Here is a 20,920-nt window from a genome sequence, read left to right as displayed (position 1 = left end):
CGGTGCCGGCCGGTTTATCGGGCGGACAGATCGGGGAGCGCGTCGCCGTCGTCGGGATCGGAATACGCGCCCCCGGCGGGGTGACGGACACCGCGTCATATTGGGACGCCATTGTGCGGGCCCGCGACCTGACCGGTGACTTACCGGCGGAGCGGCGCGCGGCCTTCGGCACCGAATGGGATGACCTGGTGACCCGGGGTGGTTATCTGGACAATCCTTTCGACTTCGACGCGCGGTTCTTCGGCATGTCGCCGCGCGAGGCCCGCACGGTCGATCCGCAGCACCGGCTGCTGCTCGAAGTCGTCTGGGAGGCGTTCGAGGACGCCGCGATCCCGCCGGAGTCCGGGGCGGAGACGACCGGCGTGTTCGTCGGCATCACCGGCCAGGACTACCGGCACTGGCTGTCGGGGGAGCCCAACTCCTACTGGACGGTCGGCAACGGGCACAGCTTCTCGGCCGGGCGGATCGCGCACACGCTGGGCCTCGGCGGGCCCGCCTTCGCGATGGACACGGCCTGCTCCTCCTCCCTCGTCGCGGTCCACACCGCCTGCCGTGCCCTCAGCGCGGGCGACTGCGACCTCGCCGTGGCGGCCGGGGTCAACCTGGTCCTGTCACCCCGCACCACCAGGGAGGTCGGCAGGACCGGGGCGCTGTCCCCCGACGGCGGTTCCCGGCCCTTCGACGCGGCGGCCAACGGGTTCGTGCGCGGCGAGGCGTGCGGGGTGGTCATCCTCAAACGGCTGGGCGACGCGCTGCGCGACCGCGACCGCGTCCACGCGGTGATCGACGGCAGCGCGATCAACCAGGACGGCCACTCGTCCACCTTCACCGCCCCCAACGGCGACTCCCAGGCCAGGCTCATCGGGTCGCTGCTGGCCAGGATCGGCCTGACCGGGGCGGACATCGGCTACCACGAGGCGCACGGCACCGGCACCCCGCTCGGCGACCCGGTCGAGATGCGGGCCGTGACCACGGCGCTGCGCACCGGCGGGCGCACCCTCCACGTCGGCTCCGTCAAGGCCAACCTCGGCCACACCGAGTCGGCCGCCGGGGTGATGGGGCTGGTCAAGGCCGTCCTGTGCCTCGAACACCGGGTCATCCCGCCGCAGGCCCGCTTCGAGACGCTCAACCCGCGCATCGACCTGGCGGGGACCGGCGTCGTCATCCCGCGCCAGGCCACGGCCTGGGGACCCGAGGCGGGGGAGCGGGCCTCGGTCTGCTCCTACGGCATGAGCGGCACCAACGCCTACGCGGTGCTGTCCGCCGCGCCCGCCGCCGAACCTGTGAGCGGTCCGGTGCCCGGGTTCACGGTCTCCGCCCGAACCCCGGCCGCGCTCGGGGAACTCGCCGCCCGGTACGGCAAGCACCTCGCGGCCCTCGACGAGACCGGCTACCCGGCCTTCGCCCACACCGCGACCCACGGCAGGACGCGGCAGAGCCGTACGGTGTGGATCGAGGCGGGCTCGGTGGCGGCGGCGGGCGAGGCCGTCGAGGCGCTCGCGCACGGTGTCGGCCATCCGGCCGTGCGCCCGCTCGCCGAGGACGAGCCGCCACCGTGGTCCGTGGCGGAGGCCGTGCGGGCGGTCGCGACGCTGCCGTCCTACCCCTGGCAGCACGTCAGGCATGTCGTCGAGAGAGACAGGGGAGAGGCGTCGTGACACAGCCGCAGGAACGGGTGGGGCTGTGTCCCCGCCTCTCGATCGACGAGGTGCGCGGGCTGGTCACCGAGTACTGGCCGGACTCCGGGCTGTGGGTCGAGGAGATCTCACCGCACCGGGTGGTCGTCACGGCGGGCGCCGAGGGACTTGAGTGCAGGCCGGGCGGCACGCTGTCCGGCCCGACGATCTTCAAGGCGGCCGACCTGTCATCTTTTCTCGCGATAAACGCCTACGCGGGCCGGGTGCTGACCGGGGTGCTGACGCACGGCAGCGTCAGTCTGCTCGAAGCGGCCGAGCCGGGCCCGCTCACGGTCGTCATCGAGGTCGTCAGGCTGGGCCGCAGGATGGCGGTGGCGAACGGGCGGATCAGCGACGCCAAGGGCGGCCTGGTCGCCGTGACGACGATGCAGTTCGCGCTGCCGTCAAGGCAGGTGCTCAGCCCCGACTTCCAGGCATGACGACGTTTCCGCTGTCCCTGCAGCAGGCGGAGAACATGCCGCCGGGGTTCGCCAGGGCGACGAACGTGCCGGTCCTCGCCGCCAGGTTCGGCGCCGGGCTGCGCCCCGAACGGCTGACGCGGGCGTTCGAGGCTGTCGTCGCCAGGCACCAGGCCCTGCGGCTGCGCATGTTCCTGGACGACGGGGAGCCGCGTCAGGACATCGCGACCCCGGGCGGCTTCGTGGTTGAGGAGTCCTTCCTGCCGGGCGCGCCGGACGACGCCGAGCTGACCCGCCTCTTCGAGGGCGTCCTCGCCGAGCCGGGGGACCTGGCGAAGGAGGGGCCGGTGACCGCGCGGCTGCTGCGGCTCGGCGACGGCGGCCACGCGGCCCTGTTCGCCGTCCGGCACGTGGCGGCGGACGGCTGGTCGGTCGGCGTCCTCAACCGCGACCTGCGGCTGCTCTACCTCGGCGAGAGGCTCCCCGACCTGGACGCGGACCACTACCGCCGCTACGTACGGCACCAGCGCGCGCAGGGGGACGAGCTGACCCCGAGACAGCGGGAGTTCTTCCTGTCCTCGCTGGGCGGCGTCCCCGTCCTGCCCGCCCGCCGCCCGTTCGGCAGCGAGCCCGCGACCTCCTACCACCACGCCGGGCGGCGGCTCGGCGCCGACGACACCGTGGCCCTGTACGGCCTGGCCAGGCGGCTCAGGACGACCCCGGCGAAGGTCGTCATGGCGGCGGCGTTCCTGGCGGTCCGGGCCTACTTCGGCCGGGAGTCCTTCGGGGTCCTGGACGTCAGCGCCGGGCGCGAACGCGGCCAGGCCGACTGGGCGGGCCTGCTGTCCAGGGGCGTCCCCCTGCCGGTCACGGCGCCCGGCGACATGACGGCGGGACGGTTCGTCGCGGAGGTCCACCGGCACTCGATGCGGGCGCTGCTCATGCTCACCGGCCCCTACAGCCTGCGGCGGGTGCTGGCGCTGCCGTACGGCACGGGGATGGCCGAGGCGCTGAACCGGCGGTTCTGGACGGACGGGACGCCGACGGCGCACTCGGTGATGTTCAACTGCCTCACCGTCCCGTCGACGCCCGCCGCGCCCTTCGGGACCGATGTCTCCTTCACCCCGCTGTGGCCGCTCGCCCCGCTCGCCGCGGAGAAGAGCAGGATCTCCGACCTCGACGTGCTGCCGATTATCGACGGCACCTCGCTGACCCTCACGGTCGCGGCCCACCCGGGCGTCCACGACGAGGCGGACGCCGGGTTCGTCCTCGACAGCCTGGAACGCGTCCTGACCGGCTGGGCCCGCGACTGGGACCAGGGAAGGCCCCTTGGCCGTCTCTAGCCGTGCCGGATGCGGCGGCCGCTGATCTCGGTGGGGACGATCGTGACGTACAGCTCGCGCTCGCCGCCCGCCCAGGGCTCGACGCCGGAGGCCGAGGCGTCCTCGCGCTCCTCGCCGGTCTCCACGTGGTGGGCGCCGCCCCGGATGAGCACGCTCCAGCCCTCCCTGCCCGCCTCGTCGATCCGGTCGACCTCGAAGGCGACCTTGAACTCGGCGCCCCGCACCCCGGTGCGCAGGTTGTCGTCGAGCGGGCCGCCGAAGGCGGTGCGGAAGACGACGGCGCCGTTGTGCACGGCGTAGTTGACCGGCAGGACGAGCGGCCCCTCGATCTCGTTGAAGGCGACCCTGCCGACGCCACCGGGGGCGATCAGCCGCAGGCACTCCTCGGGGTCGAGCTTGTCCAGGTGGGGGGAGGCGGCGGCACGGCCCCGGCCTGGCGGCAGGTCGACGGTGCCGCCGAGCAGCTCGGTGACCCCGGTCTCCAGGGCGGTGGCCAGCCTGCGCACGGTCCCCGCGGGCGGGACGGCGGGGTTCTCCTCAAGGTAGGCGAGGTACAGCGGGTCGATCCCCGCCCGCCCGGCCAACTGGTCGCGGGTCAGTCCCAGATCCGCACGCCGCCTGGCCAGTCGGCGGCCCAGGTCGCCCGGCGTCGTCATGCGTTCGGTCATGGAAGTCTCCCGATGAGAGGTGGACGGCGGTTCGCGGGACGGTGTGTCCCGCCCCATATTCCACCGTAGGGGACGGGGACGGCGCGAGGGCCGAAGGGTCCTTCCGGGCGGGGCCGTACGGCATCGGGGAAGCAGGGGATGAGGCGGTGGCGCACGGGGTAGGGGCGCCTTGTTCCGTGCCCGCGGACCGGACACAGCATCAGAAAAAGGTCAGAAACCGTCCCGAAGTCAGGGTGAAGAGGAGAGGGACGGCGAAGACGGGACCAAGGTCCCTGGCCGACCACACGAAGGATGGAAATGCTCATGGACATGGACACGCTGCGGAGAGTTGACATGTACTGGCGGGCGGCGAACTATCTGTCGGTCGGGCAGATCTACCTGCTGGACAACCCCTTGCTGACCGAGCCGCTCACCCCCGAGCACATCAAACCCCGGTTGCTCGGCCACTGGGGCACGACCCCCGGGCTGAACTTCTGTTTCGCGCACCTCAACCGGGTCATCAACGCCAGGGACCAGGAGATGATCTACATCGCCGGTCCCGGGCACGGTGGCCCGGCGGCGGTGGCCCACGCCTGGCTTGAGGGCACCTACACCGAGCGCTACCCCGGGGTGACCAGGGACGCGGCCGGGATGCGGAAGCTGTTCCGCCAGTTCTCCTTCCCCGGCGGCATCCCCAGTCATGTCGCCCCCGAGACGCCCGGTTCGATCCACGAGGGCGGTGAGCTGGGCTACAGCCTGGCCCACGCCTACGGCGCGGCGTTCGACAACCCCGACCTGGTGGTCGCCTGTGTGATCGGGGACGGCGAGGCCGAGACCGGCCCGCTCGCGGCGAGCTGGCACTCCAACAAGTTCACCGACCCCGCCCGTGACGGGGTCGTGCTGCCGATCCTGCACCTGAACGGCTACAAGATCGCCAACCCCACGGTCCTGGCCAGGATCCCCGAGGACGAGCTGGTCAAGCTGCTTGAGGGGTACGGCTACCGCCCCCACCTGGTCTCCGGTGACGAACCGGCCGCCATGCACGAGCTGATGGCCGAGACCCTGGAGACGGTGTTCGACCAGATCGCCGCCTACAAGGAGGGCGACGGCGGCAGGCTGCCGATGATCGTGCTGCGCTCCCCGAAGGGCTGGACCGGCCCGGCCGTCGTGGACGGGGTGCCGATCGAGGGCACCTGGCGGGCCCACCAGGTGCCGCTGGCCGGGGTCCGCGACGACGCGGGGCACCGGGAGATGCTCCAGGAGTGGATGCGTTCCTACCGCCCCGAGGAGCTGTTCGACGAGCTCGGCCGCCCGGTCGCCGAGATCACCGTCACGGTGCCCGAGGGCGAGCGACGGATGAGCGCCAGCCCGCACGCCAACGGTGGGGTGCTGCTGCGCCCGCTGGCGCTGCCCGACTTCCGTGACTACGCGGTGCAGGTCAAGTCCCCGGCCGCCGAGTCCTCCGAGCCGACCAGGGTGCTCGGGACGTGGCTGCGCGACGTGATCGCCGCCAACCCGGAGACCTTCCGGCTGCTCGGGCCGGACGAGACCGCCTCCAACCGGCTCTCCGCGGTGTTCGAGACCACCGACCGCGCCTGGGACGCCGAGGTCCTGCCGACGGACGAGCACCTGGCCGCCGGTGGACGGGTGATGGAGGTGCTCAGCGAGCACCTGTGCCAGGGCTGGCTTGAGGGATACCTGCTGACCGGCAGGCACGGCCTGTTCAACTGCTACGAGGCGTTCATCCACATCGTGGACGCGATGTTCAACCAGCACGCCAAGTGGCTGGAGTCGTCGAAGAAGATCGGCTGGCGGGCGCCGGTCGCCTCGCTGAACTACCTGCTGTCCTCGCACGTGTGGCGTCAGGACCACAACGGGTTCAGCCACCAGGACCCGGGCTTCCTCGACGTGGTCGTGAACAAGAAGGCCGAGGTGGTCCGGGTCTACCTGCCGCCGGACGCCAACACGCTGCTCTCGGTCGGCGACCACTGCCTCCGCTCGCGGGACTACGTGAACGTGGTCGTCGCGGGCAAGCAGCCGGTGCTCGACCTGTTCACCATGGACGAGGCGATCGCGCACTGCACCAGGGGCCTGGGCATCCTGGAGTGGGCGGGCACGGAGAACCTCTCCCGCGACGAGACCGCGACGGGACCCGACGTGGTGCTCGCCTGCGCCGGGGACGTGCCCACCCTGGAGACGCTGGCCGCGGCCGCGCTGCTGCGCGAGCACCTGCCCGAGCTGAGGGTCAGGGTGGTCAACGTGGTGGACCTGATGCGCCTGCAGCAGCCGTCCGAGCACCCGCACGGCATGAAGGACGCGGAGTTCGACGCGCTGTTCACCCCGGACAGGCCGGTCATCTTCAACTTCCACGGCTACCCCTGGCTGATCCACCGGCTGACCTACCGGCGCACCAACCACGCCGGGCTGCACGTGCGGGGCTACAAGGAGGAGGGGACGACGACCACCCCCTTCGACATGGCGATGCTCAACGACATCGACCGCTACCACCTGGTCATCGACGTGATCGATCGGGTCCCCGGGCTGGCGGTCAGGGCCGCGGCGCTGCGCCAGCGGATGGTGGACACCCGGCTGCGGGCGCGGGCCCACACCCGCGAGCACGGGGAGGACCTGCCCGAGGTGCGCGACTGGACCTGGCCGTACTGAGCCGTCCCCTGAGGGCCGGTCGGGGAACCTCCCCCGACCGGCCCTCCGCCGTTTCTGTCCGGAAAGACGCTTGCTTTAGGGATTTTTTCCGCTGTGTCCACCTATGTCGGGAAATGAGAGAGGGGGGACAGAATCCAGAACAGGGAGGAACCCATGAGCACACCGATGCGCCGTGAGCAGAGAGGCCTCGTCCCGGAGCTGTTCGACTGGCTTGAGCTTCCCTTCGCGGCGCTGCGGCCACCCGCGGCACAGCCCATCAAGTTCGAGGACTACATCAAGGACGACCGCTACGTCCTACGGGCCGAGCTGCCGGGGATCGACCCCGCGAAGGACGTGGAGATCACGGTGTCCAACGGGGTTCTGACCGTGCACGCGGAACGGCGCGACGAACACCGCGACCAGCACAGGTCGGAGTTCACCTACGGCTCCTTCACCCGCGCGGTCAGCCTGCCGCCGGGATCGGACGAGAACGACATCAAGGCCACCTACGACAAGGGGATCCTGGAGGTCAGCGTCAGACGCGCCGGGCGTGAGCGGGAGGGCAAGCGCATCCCCATCGAGTCCCAGTCACGGCAGCAGAAGAAGAGCTGACCACACACCCCGGGGCGGGCCGTCGCCGTACGGTCCGCCCCCGCGCGCACGGTTATGACGCGCGGGCGCGTGGGCCCTTCGTGTGCTCGGCGCGCAGCACGCCTCCCACGACCTCGCCGTCGACGGTCTCCTGTTCGAGCAGGATCGCCGCCAGCCGGTCGAGGGCGCCCCGGTGGGCGCGCAGCAGGCCGACCGCCCGCTTCTCCGCCTCCGCGAGCAGCCGGGACACCTCCTCGTCGATGACCTGCTGGGTCCGCTCCGAGTACGGCCTGCGCAGCGGGGAGGCGGCCTCCTCGCCGAGGTACTGGGGACTTGACGAGGAGTAGCCGACGGGACCCAGGGCGGGGGAGAGGCCGAAGTCGCGCACCATGCGGGTGGCGATCTGGGTGGCGCCCGCCAGGTCGTTCGCGGCGCCGGTCGAGCCCTCGCCGAAGACGACCAGCTCCGCCGCCCTGCCGCCGAGCCGTACGGCCAGCAGGTCGGCCAGGTAGCTCTCGCTGTAGAGGTGCCGCTCGGCCTCGGGAAGCTGCTCGGTGACGCCGAGGGTCATCCCCGCGGGCAGGATCGTCACCTTGGCGACCGGGTCGGCGTGCTCGCACAGCGCCGCGAGCAGGGCGTGCCCCGACTCGTGGACCGCGACCGCGTGCCGCTCCTGGGGCAGCAGGGCGTTGGTGGTCTCCCTGCGGCCCAGCAGCACCCGGTCACGCGCCGCGCCGAGGTCGTCGGGGGTGATGGTGGTACGGCCCGCCCTGACCGCGTTGATCGCGGCCTCGTTGACGAGGTTGGCCAGGTCGGCTCCGGAGAAGCCGGGGGTGGCGCGGGCGACGACGCCGAGGTCGGCGTCCGGGGTGAAGTGCTTGCCCGTCGTGTGGACGGCCAGGATCGCCGCCCGCTCCGCCTGGTTGGGCAGCGGCACGGTCACCTGCCGGTCGAAACGGCCGGGACGCAGCAGGGCCGGGTCGAGGGTCTCGGGCCGGTTGGTCGCGGCCAGGACGACGATCCCGCTGCCCTGGTCGAAGCCGTCCATCTCCGCGAGCAACTGGTTGAGGGTCTGCTCGCGCTCGTCGTTGCCCCCGGTGATCGTCCCCGAGCCGCGACGGCCCCCGATCGCGTCGATCTCGTCGATGAACACGATCGAGGGGGCGCGTTTGCGCGCGTCGTCGAACAGGTCGCGCACCCGGGAGGCGCCGACGCCGACGAACATCTCCACGAACCCCGAGCCGGTGACGGACAGGAACGGCACGTCCGCCTCCCCGGCGACCGCCCTGGCGATGAGCGTCTTGCCGGTCCCCGGAGGGCCAACCATGATCACGCCCCGGGGTGGCTTGGCGCCCGCCGCGGCGTAGCGTTCGGGGGCCCGCAGGAAGTCGATCATCTCGCTGATCTCCTGCTTGACGCCGTCGTACCCGGCGACGTCGGCGAACCTGGTGGTCGGGCGCTCGGCCTCGATGATCTTCGCCTTGGAGCGGCCGAAGCCGCCGAACCCGCCGATGCCGCCGGACAGGGACTGCTGCGCCTGCCGTCCCGTCCAGGCGAACAGGCCGATGAGCAGCAGCAGCGGCAGGAAGCCGATCAAAGCCGACCACAGGAAGCCGCCCGACTGGGTCGCCGTGGTCTGGACGTTCTTGGCGCGAAGCTGGGTCTCAAGCTGGTTCGCGTTGGGCGCGGTGGGGATCTGGCTGGTGAACTGGGTGCCGTCCTTCAGGGTGCCGGTCACCGCGCCCTGGTCGTCGATCGAGACGGTCTTGACCTGCCCGGCGTCCACCCTGGTCATGAAGTCGCTGTAGGAGTACGGCGCGGGCGACCCGCCCCCGAACATCAGCGGTATCAGCAGCCAGGCCAGGACGATCAGCGTGCCGATGGGCAGCAGCCAGCTCCGCCAGCCGCCCGCGGGCGGTGGCTTCGCCGGGGGCGGCGGGTCACCTGAGGGACCCGGCTTCGCCTTGCCCGTCAGGTGCCGGCCGAGCGACCGCATCGGGGTGATCATCCATGGCCTCCATGTCGGGTCCACCCTTACGGCCAGTCTCCGTCCGTGAGAGGGGTGACGGCAGGGCCGAAAGACCCCAATCAGCCCAGGTGTCTGACCCTGACCACCCCGGGGACGGTACGGGCGAGCAGGTCGGCGATGTCGTCGACGCTGGCGGCGTGGCGGCCGCGCAGCTCGACCATCCCGTCACGCACCGTCACCTCCCAGGAGGGTCCCGTGGGGTACTGCTCGTCCAGCGCGGTCAGCACGTCGGCGCGGATGTCCTCGTCGGGACGGGCCAGCAGGGCGAGCAGGTCACGGCGGCTGAGCATGCCGACCACCCGGTCCCCCCTGGTCACCGGCAGGCTCTTGACCCGCTTGCAGATCATCAGGTCGATCGCCGCGGTGACGTCGGTCGTCTCCGTCACGGTCGTGACCTCCGAGGTCATCACGTCGGCCACGGTGTACGGCACGGGCGCGGAGTGCCCCAGGACGATCCTGGCGCTGGAGCGGGGGTCACGCTCGAACTCGCCGCGCAGCAGGTCCATCTCGCTGATGACCCCCACCAGGCGGCCCTCGCCGTCCAGTACGGGCGCCGCGGTGACGTCGTGCCCGTACAGGACGCGTACCGCCCGCCGTACCGGATCGTCGGGGCTGACCGTGACCACGTCCGTGGTCATCACCTCCCGGACCAGCATGACCATCACCCGTCCCTCCATCGTGTTCTCAACCGCCATCCCAGTCCGGTACGGCGGGCCAGGGGTAGAGGCGGAGGTCCTCACCTAGGAGGTTCCCTCACGGAGGGCCGAAAAGCGGCGGGGTGGAGGCCGAAAGTCCCGCGAGGCGCGAGCCGTACGGCTCTGCGCAACGGCGGCGGGAAGGAGTGTGATGGAGACACCCCCCGAGAGAGGAACGGACATGGCCACCACCGAAGGACGGCGCGTCACCCCTACCCCCACCACCGCTCCCGCCGCCACCGGAAGGCGCCCGGCCGACTACGCCCTGGCCGTCGCGCGGATCGCCATCGGCTGGATCTTCCTGTGGGCCTTCCTGGACAAGACCTTCGGCCTGGGCTTCGCGACTCCGGCCGCGAAGGCCTGGACCGCGGGAGGCAGCCCCACGACCGGCTTCCTCAAGGGCACCGGAGAGAACGCCCTCGGCGGCCTGTTCACCGGCCTCGCCGGACAGGGCTGGGTCGACTGGCTGTTCATGCTGGGCCTGCTCGGCATCGGCGCCGCCCTGATCCTCGGCGCGGGCATCCGTGTCGCCGCCGTCGCGGGAACCCTGATGCTGCTGCTCATGTGGGCCGCCGAACTGCCCCTGGACACCAACCCCTTCATGGACGACCATCTGGTCTACGCGGTCGTCCTGATCGCCCTCGCCCTGGCCAACGCGGGCGACACCCTGGGCATCGGCGCCTGGTGGGGCCGTACGCCCCTGGTCCGCGCCCTGCCCGCCCTGAAGTAACCCCCACGAGTGACGAGTACGGCGCCCGCCCACCCAAGGGCGGGCGCCGTCGCGTCTTGAGGAGACCGCGATGAAGAGGCAGAGGCAGCAGAAGCGGTGGCGGGACCTGACGGACCGGCAGCGCACGGCGATCCTGGTCGTGGCGTCGGTCGAGCTGTCCCTCACCGCGACCGCCGCGGTTGACCTGTGGCGGGCACCCGCGGAGCGGGTCAGGGGCGACCGGCGGCTGTGGTGGCCGGTCCTGCTCGTGCAGCCGTTCGGCCCGCTGCTCTATCTTCTGCTCGGCCGCAGGCGGGCAGGTGACAGGACCTGAGGCCCCTACCGCTGAGGCTCCTCCGCCGGGCAGCGTGATCCCCGCGCGGGCACGGTCAGCGAGATCAGATAGTCGTCCATCGCCCTCGTGGTGCACTCGGTCATGCCGTAGACGCCGTGGCCCCAGCCCTCGTAGGTGAGCAGCACGGCCTTGGGGCCGAGCTGGCGGGCCACGTTGGCCGACCACGTGTACGGCGTGTCGGGGTCGTGCAGGGAGTTGCCGACCAGCAGCGGAGCACTGCCCGTGTACCGCAGCCGGTGCTGCGGGTTGCCGACGGGGTGGTTCTGGCAGATGGGCATGTCCCCCATCGGCATCGGGTTGTACCGCATGTCCGGGGCGAGGCGGTTGACGCCGCGCATCAGCTCGGCGTACTCCGCGTAGCTCCGCACCGACAGGTCGTAGTCCTCACAGAGGACCGCGGTCGGCAGCTCGGCCAGTTCCCCGCTCACCGGCCCGTTGCCGGGCGGAGGCGGCAGGTCCGGAGGCACCGGCCCGCCGTCCAGGGCGAGGAGCGTCCGGGCCAACTGCCGCCAGGCCGGTCCCTCGTTGAGGACCACGCCGAGCCAGAGGAGGTTGTGGGCGCTCAGCGGGCGATCCGTGACACCGGGATAGTGGAGTTCGCCGCGCTCGGCCCTGCCGATCAGCCCCTGCCACACCTGCCGGACGTCGCGCCCGTGCAGCGCGCAGTCCGCGTCCCGGTCACACCAGGCGGCGAACTCGTCGAAGGAGTCCTCGACGGTGGCCGCCTCGCTCTCCTGGAACTCCCTGACGCCGAGACTGTGATCCATGTTGCTGTCCAGCACCATGGCCCGAACCCGCTGCGGGAAGAGTTCGGCGTACATCTGCTGGGCGAGCGTGCCGTAGGAGACCCCGTAGGAGGTGAGCTTGCGCTCCCCGAGGGCGGCGCGGATGGCGTCCATGTCACGCGCCACGCTGGCCGAGTCGACGTGGTCGTACACCGGGCCGGTGCGCTGCCTGCAGTCCGCGCGCAGTTCCCTGGCGTAGGCGGTCCACCTGTCGTGGTCGGCCTGGCTCCTCATGATCGGGTCCGGCATCCGGTTGTACACCGACGCCGAGCAGACCACCGCGTTGCTGCGGGCCACGCCCCTGGGGTCGTAGCCGACGATGTCGAAGCGCCGCCGGATCTCGTCGCTGAAGCTGGGGGCGCGCAGGACGTCGTTCACGCCCGATCCGCCGGGCCCGCCGGGGTTGGTGAGGAGGGACCCGATCCGTGCCGAGGGGTCGGTGGCCTTGCGTCGGGCCAAGGCCAGGTCGAGCGTCCTCCCGTACGGCCTGGCCCAGTCGACCGGGACTGTCAGCGTGCCGCACTCGACGGCCGGGTCCTCCTCGCACGGCCCCCAGTTGATGCCGCGTCCCGCGGTGGTCTCCCTGCCCTCTCCGGAGACCGCCGCGCAGGCCGCCCCCGCCATCGAGGCGGGCAGGAGGGTCGCCGTCGCCACGAGGGCGATGACGAGCTTGGAAAGTCTTTTTCGCAAATCGCTCCAATCATCGACCGGCCGGCGGGGGCCGTTCGCACGGCGCACCACCGGGGCCGTGCCGCACCGGGCGGCGGGGTCGTAGAAGCCCCGCGAGAGCCGCGCCGCACGGAGCCCCGCGGGGGCCGCGCGAAGACCACGCCGGAGCCGCACGGGGCCGCGCGGAGCCGCGAAGGGTCCGCGCGAACCGCGTTGGCGGCTCGTCACCGGATGGCTGTGGCCCTCCGGACCAGGGGAGGCGGTCCGCGGGCCGTTGACGCCTGTTTCTTGTTGATCTTCTGGCTCTTGGGATGCTACCGGCGATTAACGTCATGTGCGATATGTGGCATTTTAGAGTGATATATCGCCACTCTGAGTGTTTGCCTGGAGGGCCGGAACGCTCGGGCCGCCGCCTGGAGATCACCGACCGGTTCGTTCAGGGGCGCGTGGGGCCCTCCCGCCCGGCCCGGGGGCGGGTGAACGCGCGGGTCAGGTACACCACCATCGCGCAGAACGTGAGCACCCACGCCAGCAGCCCGAACCACACCTCCACGTCGCCGAAGGCCGTCACCAGCCCGAGGCCGGTCGCCGCGCCGAGACCGTGGGAGGCGGCGGCGTAGGTGCCGAGGGGGAAGACCAGGCTCCACAGCCCCGGCCCGTAGCGCAGCGGGACGCCACGCCGTACGTGCCGCCACCAGCCCGCCAGGAGCAGCGCGACGAACACCCAGGTCGCGAACGACCAGAAGAGCACCCCCACGTGCAGGGCGAAGTCGTGGACCACCTCGGCGGCCGGAGCCTCCCGCATGCCCGCGATCCTCGCCGCCGCGACCACGCTGATCGCGTTGGCGCCCATCGCGACCCAGTAGGGCGGCGTCAGCTCGCCGGGGTCCATCTGGAACAGCATCAGCCGGAACGCCACGACGACGCCGACCAGCAGGTAGAGCCACATGGAGACCGACCAGATCGCCACCGCGAACAGCGCCAGCGCGTCCCTCGGCCCGGCCCCGGCGTGTTCGAGCGTCGCGGCCAGGATCGCCACGGACTGCCCGCCGACCACCCAGACGAACCAGGTCCCGTTGGCCCGCGCCAGGTCCCTGAGGCCCTCGCGCCGCAGCACGCTCGCCCAGGGGACGAGATAGGCCATGACGAGCCAGCAGAGCGCGCCGACCACGAAGAACACCGCCGCGATCCCCAGGTGGCCGTCCAGGGCGATCCTGGTGCCGAGCAGGTTGGTCGCCGCGACGAAGGTGAAGAACCCGAAGGCCTTCGCCGGGTCGCCCAGGTCACGCGCCATCTCCGCCCGGCAGCCGAGCAACCGCCACCCCGACAGCGCGAGCAGTACGGCGTAGCCCGCGATCCCCACCCAGAGCAGCACGGCCGAGGGCACGTTCAGGCCCATGGTCCGCGTGTCCACCGAGATGATGCCCGTCGCCATCACCATGGCGAAGTAGGCGGGCTCCAGGTCGCGGACGGCCTCGGGGGCCCTCAGGCGGGACCGCCGATCTTGCGCCACCTGCGGCCCGCCGTACCGGGCTCGGGAGGCATGATGATCCCTCGGCTGCGGTAGACGACGAACGGCCGCCACAGGTACCACAGCGGGAAGCTCCAGGCGTGGACCAGGCGGCTGAACGGCCAGACCGCCCACAGCACCCAGGCGGCCGTGGCGTGGATCTGGTAGACGGCGGGAGCGCTCACCATGGCCTCGACGTCGGGCGAGCCGGTGAACAGGCCGCGGAACCACGGGGCGACGGTGAGCCGGTAGTTGTAACCCGGCCCCAGCAGGTTCAGCCAGATGGTGGGGATGACCCCGGTGATCACGATGATCAACAGCAGCACCAGCGCGACGTAGTCGATCTTCGCCGTGGTGGCCCTGACGCGGGAGACGAGCATCCTGCGGCTGGCCAGGATCGCGATGCCGACGACGACCACCACCGCGGCCAGCGCGCCGCCGACCGCGGAGAACCACCGGTAGACCTCCTCGGGGATGCCGAGGGCCTGGGTGAAGGAGATCGGCACGAGGACGCCCATGACGTGCCCGAGGATCGCGGCGAAGGCCCCGTAGTGGAACAGCGGCGCCCCCCACTTGAGCAGCCGGTGCTCCAGCAGCTCGGTCGAGTAGCAGTCCCAGCCGAACCTGTCGTAGCGCCACCGCCACACGTGGCCGACCACGAAGACGGTCATCGCCACGTAGGGCAGGACGACCCACCAGAAGATGTCCGTGGCGCCGACGCCGTTCATCGTCTCTCCTGTCCACCGGCCAGACCGGAGAGGTACTCCGGGGGCGCGAACGGTTCGAGCCCGACCTCCTCCGCGGGCGGGCCGCTCTCCCACAGCGTCCGCACCGCCCTCAGCTCCGCGCGCCGCAACCCCGGCAGCAGCGCGCAGACCCCCTCGACGACCCGCGTGTACGGCGTGCCCGCCGCGTCGAGCGACCGCCTGAGCAGGTCGAGGTCGGTACGGCGGCGCCGCAGCAGCGCCATCCCCTCCGGGTGGAGGGCGGCGAACTCCAGCACCAGCGGCAGGAAGTCGGGAAGCTCGTCCTCCGAGGGCAGCAGCCCCGCGCGCCGGTAGGCGGCCTTGTAGGCGAGCATCGCCATCCCGCGCCCCCGCGTGTCGCCGTGGCGGTGGTAGCTCAGGTAGAGGGTGCAGCGGTGCCGCAGGTCGAAGGTCTCCACGTAGTGCCTGACGACCTCACCGGGCGGTTCGGCCCGCAGCCAGGCCAGGAAGGCGGCGAACTCCGCCCGCGACGCCCTGGGAGTGGCGCGGGCGGTCTCCTCAAGCCGGTCCGTCCCCTCGAACAGCGCCGGGTGCGGATACTGCAGCAGCACCGAGGCCAGCTTGCACGCCGTCTCTGCCGCGTTCACGTCGCCTCCCCCTGGGCGTCGGGGAACAGCCGCGACGGGTCGCCGGTGCCGTCCCAGCCGAGCAGGTTGGCGTGCAGCCGCCCGTCCTGCCCCTGGAACATCGGCGGTTCCCCGGCGGCGGCCCTCCCCGCGGGCGGCGGGTAGCCCTGGCCGCCCATGCCGGGGCCGCCCTCGCCGTCGAGGCTGCAGAAGAGCTGCTGGTGCTGGGCGGTCAGCGCCCCGGCCTCCTCGGCGTGGACCTGCGGGATGACGTAGCGGTCCTCGTACTTGGCGATGGCCAGCAGCCGGTACAGGTCGTCGATGTCGTCGGGGCTCATGCCGACCGAGCGCGGCACCTCCTCCCCGGGGTCCCTGCCGAGCTGCACGTCCCGCATGACGGCCCTGACCGCGGCGAGCCTGCGCAGCACCAGGCGCACGGTCTCCGCCTTGCCCGCGGTGAAGAGGTTGGCGAGATACTCCACGGGCACCCGCAGCGCGTCGATGGCGGCGAAGACCCGGTCGGGGTCGGCCGGGTCGTAGCCCTCGGCGTGCGCGACATCGGCGACCGGCGACAGCGGCGGGATGTACCAGACCATGGGCAGCGTGCGGAACTCCGGGTGCAGCGGCAGCGCCACGCGGTGCCGTACGGCCAGGGCGTGGACCGGGGAGCGCCTGGCCGCCTCGATCCAGTCGTCCGCGATGCCGCTGCGCGCGGCCTCCGCCCTGACGTGCGGGTCCTCCGGGTCGAGGAACACCGAGAGCTGCGCCTCGTAGAGGTCCTGCGGGTCGGGCGTAGAGGCGGCGGCGAGCACCGCGTCGGCGTCGTAGAGCAGCAGCCCGAGATAGCGCAGCCGTCCCACGCACGTCTCCGAGCAGATCGTCGGCTGGCCCGACTCGATCCTGGGGAAGCAGAACGTGCACTTCTCGGCCTTGCCGGTCTTGTAGTTGAAGTACACCTTCTTGTACGGGCAGCCGGAGACGCAGAACCGCCAGCCCCGGCACCGGTTCTGGTCCACCAGGACGATGCCGTCCTCCTCGCGCTTGTACATCGCCCCGGAAGGGCAGGAGGCCACGCACGACGGGTTGAGGCAGTGCTCGCAGATGCGCGGCAGGTAGAACATGAAGACCTGCTCGAACTCCATCCGCACCCGCTCCTGGAGCCCTTCGAGATCGGGGTCGTCCGGGGCGTGCTCGGGGCCGCCCGCGAGGTCGTCGTCGAAGTTGCTGCCCCACCGGATGCGCATGTCCTCGCCGGTGAGGGTGGAGATGGAGTGCGCGCTGGGGTTGACCGTGCCCAGCGGCGCGTCGATGACGGTGCGGTAGTCGTAGGTCCACGGCTCGCCGTAGTCGTCGATCGAGGGCAGGTCGGGGTTGTAGTACATCTGCAGCAGGCGGCGCAGCCTGCCGCCCGCCTTGAGCGTGAGCCGTCCCTTCCTGTCGAGCTTCCAGCCGCCCCGCCACTGCCGCTGGTCCTCGTAGCGCCTGGGATAGCCGACGCCGGGTTTGGTCTCGACGTTGTTGAAGTAGACGTACTCCAGGCCAGGACGGTTGGTCCAGACCTGCTTGCAGGTGACCGAGCAGGTGTGACAGCCGATGCACTTGTCGAGGTTCATCACCATCGCGACCTGCGCCATGACGCGCATCAGAACCGCACCTCCTGAGACCGTCTGCGGATGACGACGAACTCGTCCCGCTGGAACCCCGCCGGGCCGTAGTAGTTGAAGGCGAACGTGAGCTGGCCGTACCCGCCGATCATGTGGGTCGGCTTGACGAGCACCCTGGTCAGCGAGTTGTCCGCGCCTCCGGGCCAGCCCGAGATCTCCGAGTAGGGGGTCATCAGGTTGCGGTCCTTGGCGTGGTACATGAAGACCGTCCCCTCCGGCATCCGGTGGGAGACCACGGCCCGGCAGGCGACCACGCCGTTGCGGTTGTAGGCCTCGATCCAGTCGTTGTCCGCGACCCCGATCCGGTCGGCGTCGCGGTGGCTCATCCAGATGACAGGGCCGCCGCGGAAGAGCCGCAGCATGTGCAGGTTGTCCTGATACTCGGAGTGGATCGACCACTTGGAGTGCGGGGTGAGGTAGCGCACCGTCACCTCGGGACGGCCCTCCTCCGCGAGCCCCTGGGGGCCGAACAACCGGGCGTAGTTGAGCGGAGGACGGTAGTTCGGCAGGGTCTCGCCGTACTCGACGAGCCAGTCGTGGTCGAGGAAGAAGTGCATGCGCCCGGTCAGCGTGTGCCACGGCTTGAGGCGTTCGACGTTCATCGTGAACGGCGAGTAGCGCCGCCCGCCGTTCTCCAGGCCCGACCACTCGGGGGAGACGAACACGGCCCTGGGCTGCACCTGGGTGTCGGTGAAGCTGATGCGCCGCCCGGCGTTCTCCTCGGCCAGGTCGGCGAAGCTCACCCCGGTGCGCTCCTGGAGCGCCTTCCAGCCCAGGACGCCGAGCCGTCCGTTGGTGCTGCACGAGAGCGTCATGATGGCCTCGGCCATGTTCACGTCGGTGTCCAGCCGGGGACGGCCGTCGCCGGGACCGCCGCGCACCAGGCCGTTGTCCCGCCCGAGCTGCTCGACGGCGACCGTCGGCACCCAGGAGATGCCCTTGCACGCGGTGCCGAGGGTGCTGACGAGCGGGCCGAGCGCCGTCATCTTCTCCCCGACGGCGCCGTAGTCCCGCTCGATCGTGACCAGCTTCGGCATCGTCACGCCCGGCACCGGCTCGCACTGCCCCGCCTTCCAGTCGCGCACCAGACCGGCCGGCTGGGCCAGCTCGTCCGGGGTGTCGTGGGCGAGCGGCGCGGCCACCACGTCGGTGCGGACGCCCAGGTGTACGGCGCCGAGCCTGGAGACCTCGTCGGCGAATCCCGTGAACACCTCGAAGTCGGTGCGCGCCTCCCACGGCGGGGCGATGGCCGGGTTGAAGGAGTGGATGAACGGGTGCATGTCGGTGGTCGACAGGTCGTGCTTCTCGTACCACGTCGCGGCGGGCAGCACCACGTCCGAGTAGGTGCAGGTCCCGGTCATCCTGAAGTCCACGGTGACGAGCAGGTCGAGCTTGCCGCGCGGCGCCTCCTCGCGCCAGGTCACCTCCACGGGCCGTACGGCGGGCGGCGACTCCTCGGCCCTGACCGCGTCCTCGGTGCCGAGCAGGTGACGCATGAAGTACTCCATGCCCTTGCCCGAGGAGCCGAACAGGTTGGCCCGCCAGACCGTCAGGACACGCGGGAAGTTGCGCGGGTCGTCGGGATCCTCGGCGGCGAAGCGCAGCCGCCCCGCCCTCAGCTCGTCCACCACGTGGTCGGCGACAGGCCGCCCGGCCCGCGCGGCCTCGTCGGCCAGGTCGAGCGGGTTGCGGTCGAAGGCGGGGGCCGCCGACGTCCAGCCGAGCCGCTGGGCCTGCACGACGCAGTCGGCGAAGGAGCGGCCCTCGAACAGCCCGCGCCCGAGCGGGCTGGAAAGCTGCCCCGCGCCGAACGTCTCGTAGCGCCACTGGTCGGTGTGCAGGTACCAGTACGGCGTCGCGGCCGTCTGCCGGGCCGGGCGCTGCCAGTCGAGCGCGAAGGCGAGCTGCGTCCAGCCGGTGAGCGGGCGGATCTTCTCCTGCCCGACGTAGTGGGCCCAGCCGCCGCCGTTGACCCCCTGGCAGCCGCACAGCATGATCAACGTGAGGAAGGCCCGGTAGGTCTGGTCGGAGTTGCACCACTGGTTGGTCCCGCCGCCCATGCAGATCATCGACCGGCCCCGGGAGACCTCCGCGTTGCGGGCGAACTCCCTGGCCACCCTGGTCGCCGCGGCGGCGGGCACCGAGGTGATCGGCTCCTGCCAGGCGGGGGTGAACGGCTCGGGGTCGTCGTAACTCTCGGGCCACCGCCCGGGAAGGCCGTCGCGCCGTACGGCGTAGTGGGCCATCACCAGGTCGAAGACCGTCGTGACCAGGTGGCCGCCGACCCTGGTGACCGGCACCCCGCGGCGCACGCTCGTGCCGCCCTCGGTAGCCCCGGCGTCGAAGCGGGGCAGGTCCACGGCCACGGCGCCGGTGTGCCCGCCGTACAGGGTCAGCAGGGGGTCGATCCCGCCGAGGTCGAGGTTCCAGCGGCCCTTGCCCGCCTCGCCGAAGCGGAAGCCGAGCGAGCCGTTGGGCACCTTCGGCGCGCCGTCCGCCGCGTCGAGCAGCACCTGCTTGTGCGCGGCCCCCTCGCCGGTGTCGCCGAGGTCGGCGGCGGTCAGGAAGCGGCCGGGCACGTGGGCGTCGCCGCGCTCGTCCAGCGTCACCAGGAACGGCAGGTCGGTGTAGGTCTTGACGTAGTCGGTGAAGTAGGGCACCTGGCGGTCGCGGAAGAACTCGGAGAGCACGACGTGCCCCATGGCCATGGCCAGCGCGCCGTCGGTTCCCGGTTTGGCCGCGAGCCAGTCGTCGGCGAACTTGGTGTGGTCGGAGAAGTCGGGGGAGACCACGACGACCTTCTGTCCCCGGTAGCGCGCCTCGGTCATGAAGTGCGCGTCCGGGGTGCGGGTGATGGGCAGGTTCGTCCCCCAGACCATCAGGTAGGAGGAGTTCCACCAGTCGCCGGACTCGGGAACGTCGGTCTGGTCGCCGAAGACCTGGGGCGAGGCGATGGGCAGGTCGGCGTACCAGTCGTAGAACGACAGGATGGTGCCGCCGACCAGCGACAGGAAGCGCGTCCCGGCCGTGTAGGACACCAGCGACATCCCGGGGATGGGGGAGAAGCCCGCGATCCGGTCGGGACCGTACTCCTTGATGGTGTGCACGTGGGCCGCGGCGATCAGCTCGTTCACCTCGGACCAGGTGGAGCGGACGAACCCGCCCTTTCCCCGCGCCTGTTTGTACCGGGCCGCCTTCTCGGGGTCGCCGGTGATCTCCGCCCAGGCCAGGACCGGGTCGCCGAGCCGCTCGCGCGCCTGCCGCCACAGCTCCAGCAGGGGTCCGCGCACGTAGGGGTAGCGCACCCGGGAGGGGGAGTAGGTGTACCAGGAGAACGCCGCGCCTCTCGGGCAGCCGCGCGGCTCGTACTCGGGGGAGTCGGCCCCGGTCGAGGGGTAGTCGGTCTGCTGGGTCTCCCAGGTGATGATCCCGTCCTTGACGTAGACCTTCCAGGAGCACGACCCGGTGCAGTTCACCCCGTGGGTCGAGCGCACCACCTTGTCGTGGCGCCAGCGCTCGCGGTAGAACTCCTCGGCGCCCCGGCCGTCGGCGTGGTACACGTCGTGCTGGTCCCGCGAGGGCGTGCCCGCGGTGAAGAACTGCGCGGCGCGCAGCAGCGCCTCGACCGGCTTGCCGCCGGGCGGCGGAGGAGCCGCCGGTTCTGCCATAAGATCACCCCGAATTGAAACGATATGCCGGAAAGGCAATGCCGTTTGATTCGTTGGGTGAAATATGGCGATTAAATTGCTCTAATAGCCGGGGTCATCGCAGGGGTTCTGACCTGGGGATATATCGCTTTTATGTGGATATAGAGGCCGCCTCTGGGAAGGGGCCGCCTTTGCGTTTCCCGCC

Annotated in this window: 16 protein-coding genes; 7 read left to right on the top strand and 9 right to left on the bottom strand. The window is 71.3% G+C overall.

What is annotated here, in order from left to right; translation table 11 throughout:
• Window positions 1-2 precede the first annotated feature (2 nt).
• Genes FHS44_RS13330 through FHS44_RS13320 form a run of 3 tightly spaced genes read left to right on the top strand, consistent with a single transcriptional unit; the run spans window position 3 to window position 3,438 of the window.
• Complete coding sequence (locus FHS44_RS13330; RefSeq protein WP_221460677.1) at window positions 3-1,658, top strand: beta-ketoacyl synthase N-terminal-like domain-containing protein; 1,656 nt, start codon at window positions 3-5, stop codon at window positions 1,656-1,658.
• Window positions 1,655-2,116: a PaaI family thioesterase gene (locus FHS44_RS42325; RefSeq protein ID WP_184714278.1), complete on the top strand. Its 462-nt coding sequence runs from the start codon at window positions 1,655-1,657 to the stop codon at window positions 2,114-2,116. Before FHS44_RS13330 ends, FHS44_RS42325 begins: the two co-directional genes overlap by 4 nt.
• A complete protein-coding gene (locus FHS44_RS13320) occupies window positions 2,113-3,438 on the top strand; it encodes a condensation domain-containing protein (RefSeq protein WP_184714277.1) in 1,326 nt (441 codons plus the stop codon). Before FHS44_RS42325 ends, FHS44_RS13320 begins: the two co-directional genes overlap by 4 nt.
• Here FHS44_RS13320 and FHS44_RS13315 read toward each other — a convergent pair.
• Window positions 3,435-4,106 (bottom strand): helix-turn-helix domain-containing protein, encoded by a 672-nt coding sequence (locus FHS44_RS13315; RefSeq protein ID WP_184714276.1) that lies wholly within the window; start codon window positions 4,104-4,106, stop codon window positions 3,435-3,437. The genes FHS44_RS13320 and FHS44_RS13315 overlap by 4 nt on opposite strands.
• A gap of 309 nt (window positions 4,107-4,415) precedes the next feature.
• On the opposite strand from FHS44_RS13315, the gene FHS44_RS13310 reads away from it, so the two are divergent.
• Together FHS44_RS13310 and FHS44_RS13305 are read left to right on the top strand one after the other, a co-directional pair.
• The gene (locus FHS44_RS13310; protein WP_246435532.1) at window positions 4,416-6,749 is read left to right on the top strand and encodes a phosphoketolase family protein; all 2,334 of its coding nucleotides are present in this window, start codon (window positions 4,416-4,418) and stop codon (window positions 6,747-6,749) included.
• A 153-nt stretch (window positions 6,750-6,902) separates the two neighbouring features.
• Entirely contained in the window at window positions 6,903-7,340 is a 438-nt protein-coding gene (locus FHS44_RS13305) for an Hsp20/alpha crystallin family protein (RefSeq protein WP_184714274.1), read from the top strand.
• 52 nt (window positions 7,341-7,392) lie between these two features.
• Here the strand turns inward: FHS44_RS13305 and ftsH are convergent, their stop codons facing one another.
• On the bottom strand, window positions 7,393-9,327 hold the full coding sequence (gene ftsH, locus FHS44_RS13300; RefSeq protein ID WP_184714273.1) for an ATP-dependent zinc metalloprotease FtsH: 1,935 nt from the start codon (window positions 9,325-9,327) through the stop codon (window positions 7,393-7,395).
• 80 nt (window positions 9,328-9,407) lie between these two features.
• The gene (locus FHS44_RS13295) at window positions 9,408-10,043 is read right to left on the bottom strand and encodes a CBS domain-containing protein (RefSeq protein WP_184714272.1); all 636 of its coding nucleotides are present in this window, start codon (window positions 10,041-10,043) and stop codon (window positions 9,408-9,410) included.
• A 181-nt stretch (window positions 10,044-10,224) separates the two neighbouring features.
• Here FHS44_RS13295 and FHS44_RS13290 point away from each other — a divergent pair, with 181 nt between their 5' ends.
• Together FHS44_RS13290 and FHS44_RS13285 are read left to right on the top strand one after the other, a co-directional pair.
• Complete coding sequence (locus FHS44_RS13290) at window positions 10,225-10,773, top strand: hypothetical protein (protein WP_184714271.1); 549 nt, start codon at window positions 10,225-10,227, stop codon at window positions 10,771-10,773.
• 70 nt (window positions 10,774-10,843) lie between these two features.
• Window positions 10,844-11,086 (top strand): PLDc N-terminal domain-containing protein, encoded by a 243-nt coding sequence (locus FHS44_RS13285; RefSeq protein WP_184714270.1) that lies wholly within the window; start codon window positions 10,844-10,846, stop codon window positions 11,084-11,086.
• Between the two features lie 5 nt (window positions 11,087-11,091).
• Here FHS44_RS13285 and FHS44_RS13280 read toward each other — a convergent pair whose 3' ends face one another.
• The 6 genes from FHS44_RS13280 to FHS44_RS13255 all read right to left on the bottom strand — a co-directional run bounded on the left by FHS44_RS13280 (window position 11,092) and on the right by FHS44_RS13255 (window position 20,736).
• Window positions 11,092-12,582: an alpha/beta fold hydrolase gene (locus FHS44_RS13280; protein ID WP_221460676.1), complete on the bottom strand. Its 1,491-nt coding sequence runs from the start codon at window positions 12,580-12,582 to the stop codon at window positions 11,092-11,094.
• 415 nt (window positions 12,583-12,997) lie between these two features.
• Window positions 12,998-14,074 (bottom strand): tellurite resistance/C4-dicarboxylate transporter family protein, encoded by a 1,077-nt coding sequence (locus tag FHS44_RS13275; protein WP_221460675.1) that lies wholly within the window; start codon window positions 14,072-14,074, stop codon window positions 12,998-13,000.
• Window positions 14,047-14,799: a respiratory nitrate reductase subunit gamma gene (narI, locus tag FHS44_RS13270; protein WP_184714269.1), complete on the bottom strand. Its 753-nt coding sequence runs from the start codon at window positions 14,797-14,799 to the stop codon at window positions 14,047-14,049. The genes FHS44_RS13275 and narI overlap by 28 nt, the downstream gene beginning before the upstream one ends.
• On the bottom strand, window positions 14,796-15,425 hold the full coding sequence (narJ, locus tag FHS44_RS13265; RefSeq protein ID WP_184714268.1) for a nitrate reductase molybdenum cofactor assembly chaperone: 630 nt from the start codon (window positions 15,423-15,425) through the stop codon (window positions 14,796-14,798). Before narJ ends, narI begins: the two co-directional genes overlap by 4 nt.
• The gene (gene narH / locus FHS44_RS13260) at window positions 15,422-17,047 is read right to left on the bottom strand and encodes a nitrate reductase subunit beta (RefSeq protein WP_184714267.1); all 1,626 of its coding nucleotides are present in this window, start codon (window positions 17,045-17,047) and stop codon (window positions 15,422-15,424) included. Before narH ends, narJ begins: the two co-directional genes overlap by 4 nt.
• Entirely contained in the window at window positions 17,047-20,736 is a 3,690-nt protein-coding gene (locus FHS44_RS13255; protein ID WP_184714266.1) for a nitrate reductase subunit alpha, read from the bottom strand. Before FHS44_RS13255 ends, narH begins: the two co-directional genes overlap by 1 nt.
• Window positions 20,737-20,920: the final 184 nt, after the last annotated feature.

The organism is Streptosporangium saharense (assembly GCF_014203715.1).
GTDB classification, from domain to species: Bacteria; Actinomycetota; Actinomycetes; order Streptosporangiales; family Streptosporangiaceae; genus Streptosporangium; species Streptosporangium saharense.
The sequence above is the reverse complement of the archived record's forward strand: the minus strand, read 5'-3'. Positions and strand labels throughout refer to the sequence as shown.

Excerpts from the sequence above, each read along its gene's own strand:
- FHS44_RS13320 (WP_184714277.1), top strand. The coding sequence starts at position 2,113 with ATGACGACGTTTCCGCTGTCCCTGCAGCAGGCGGAGAACATGCCGCCG.
- FHS44_RS13315 (WP_184714276.1), bottom strand. The coding sequence starts at position 4,106 with ATGACCGAACGCATGACGACGCCGGGCGACCTGGGCCGCCGACTGGCC.
- FHS44_RS13310 (WP_246435532.1), top strand. The coding sequence starts at position 4,416 with ATGGACACGCTGCGGAGAGTTGACATGTACTGGCGGGCGGCGAACTAT.
- FHS44_RS13305 (WP_184714274.1), top strand. The coding sequence starts at position 6,903 with ATGAGCACACCGATGCGCCGTGAGCAGAGAGGCCTCGTCCCGGAGCTG.
- ftsH (WP_184714273.1), bottom strand. The coding sequence starts at position 9,327 with ATGATCACCCCGATGCGGTCGCTCGGCCGGCACCTGACGGGCAAGGCG.
- FHS44_RS13295 (WP_184714272.1), bottom strand. The coding sequence starts at position 10,043 with ATGGCGGTTGAGAACACGATGGAGGGACGGGTGATGGTCATGCTGGTC.
- FHS44_RS13290 (WP_184714271.1), top strand. The coding sequence starts at position 10,225 with ATGGCCACCACCGAAGGACGGCGCGTCACCCCTACCCCCACCACCGCT.
- FHS44_RS13285 (WP_184714270.1), top strand. The coding sequence starts at position 10,844 with ATGAAGAGGCAGAGGCAGCAGAAGCGGTGGCGGGACCTGACGGACCGG.
- narI (WP_184714269.1), bottom strand. The coding sequence starts at position 14,799 with ATGAACGGCGTCGGCGCCACGGACATCTTCTGGTGGGTCGTCCTGCCC.
- narH (WP_184714267.1), bottom strand. The coding sequence starts at position 17,047 with ATGCGCGTCATGGCGCAGGTCGCGATGGTGATGAACCTCGACAAGTGC.
- FHS44_RS13255 (WP_184714266.1), bottom strand. The coding sequence starts at position 20,736 with ATGGCAGAACCGGCGGCTCCTCCGCCGCCCGGCGGCAAGCCGGTCGAG.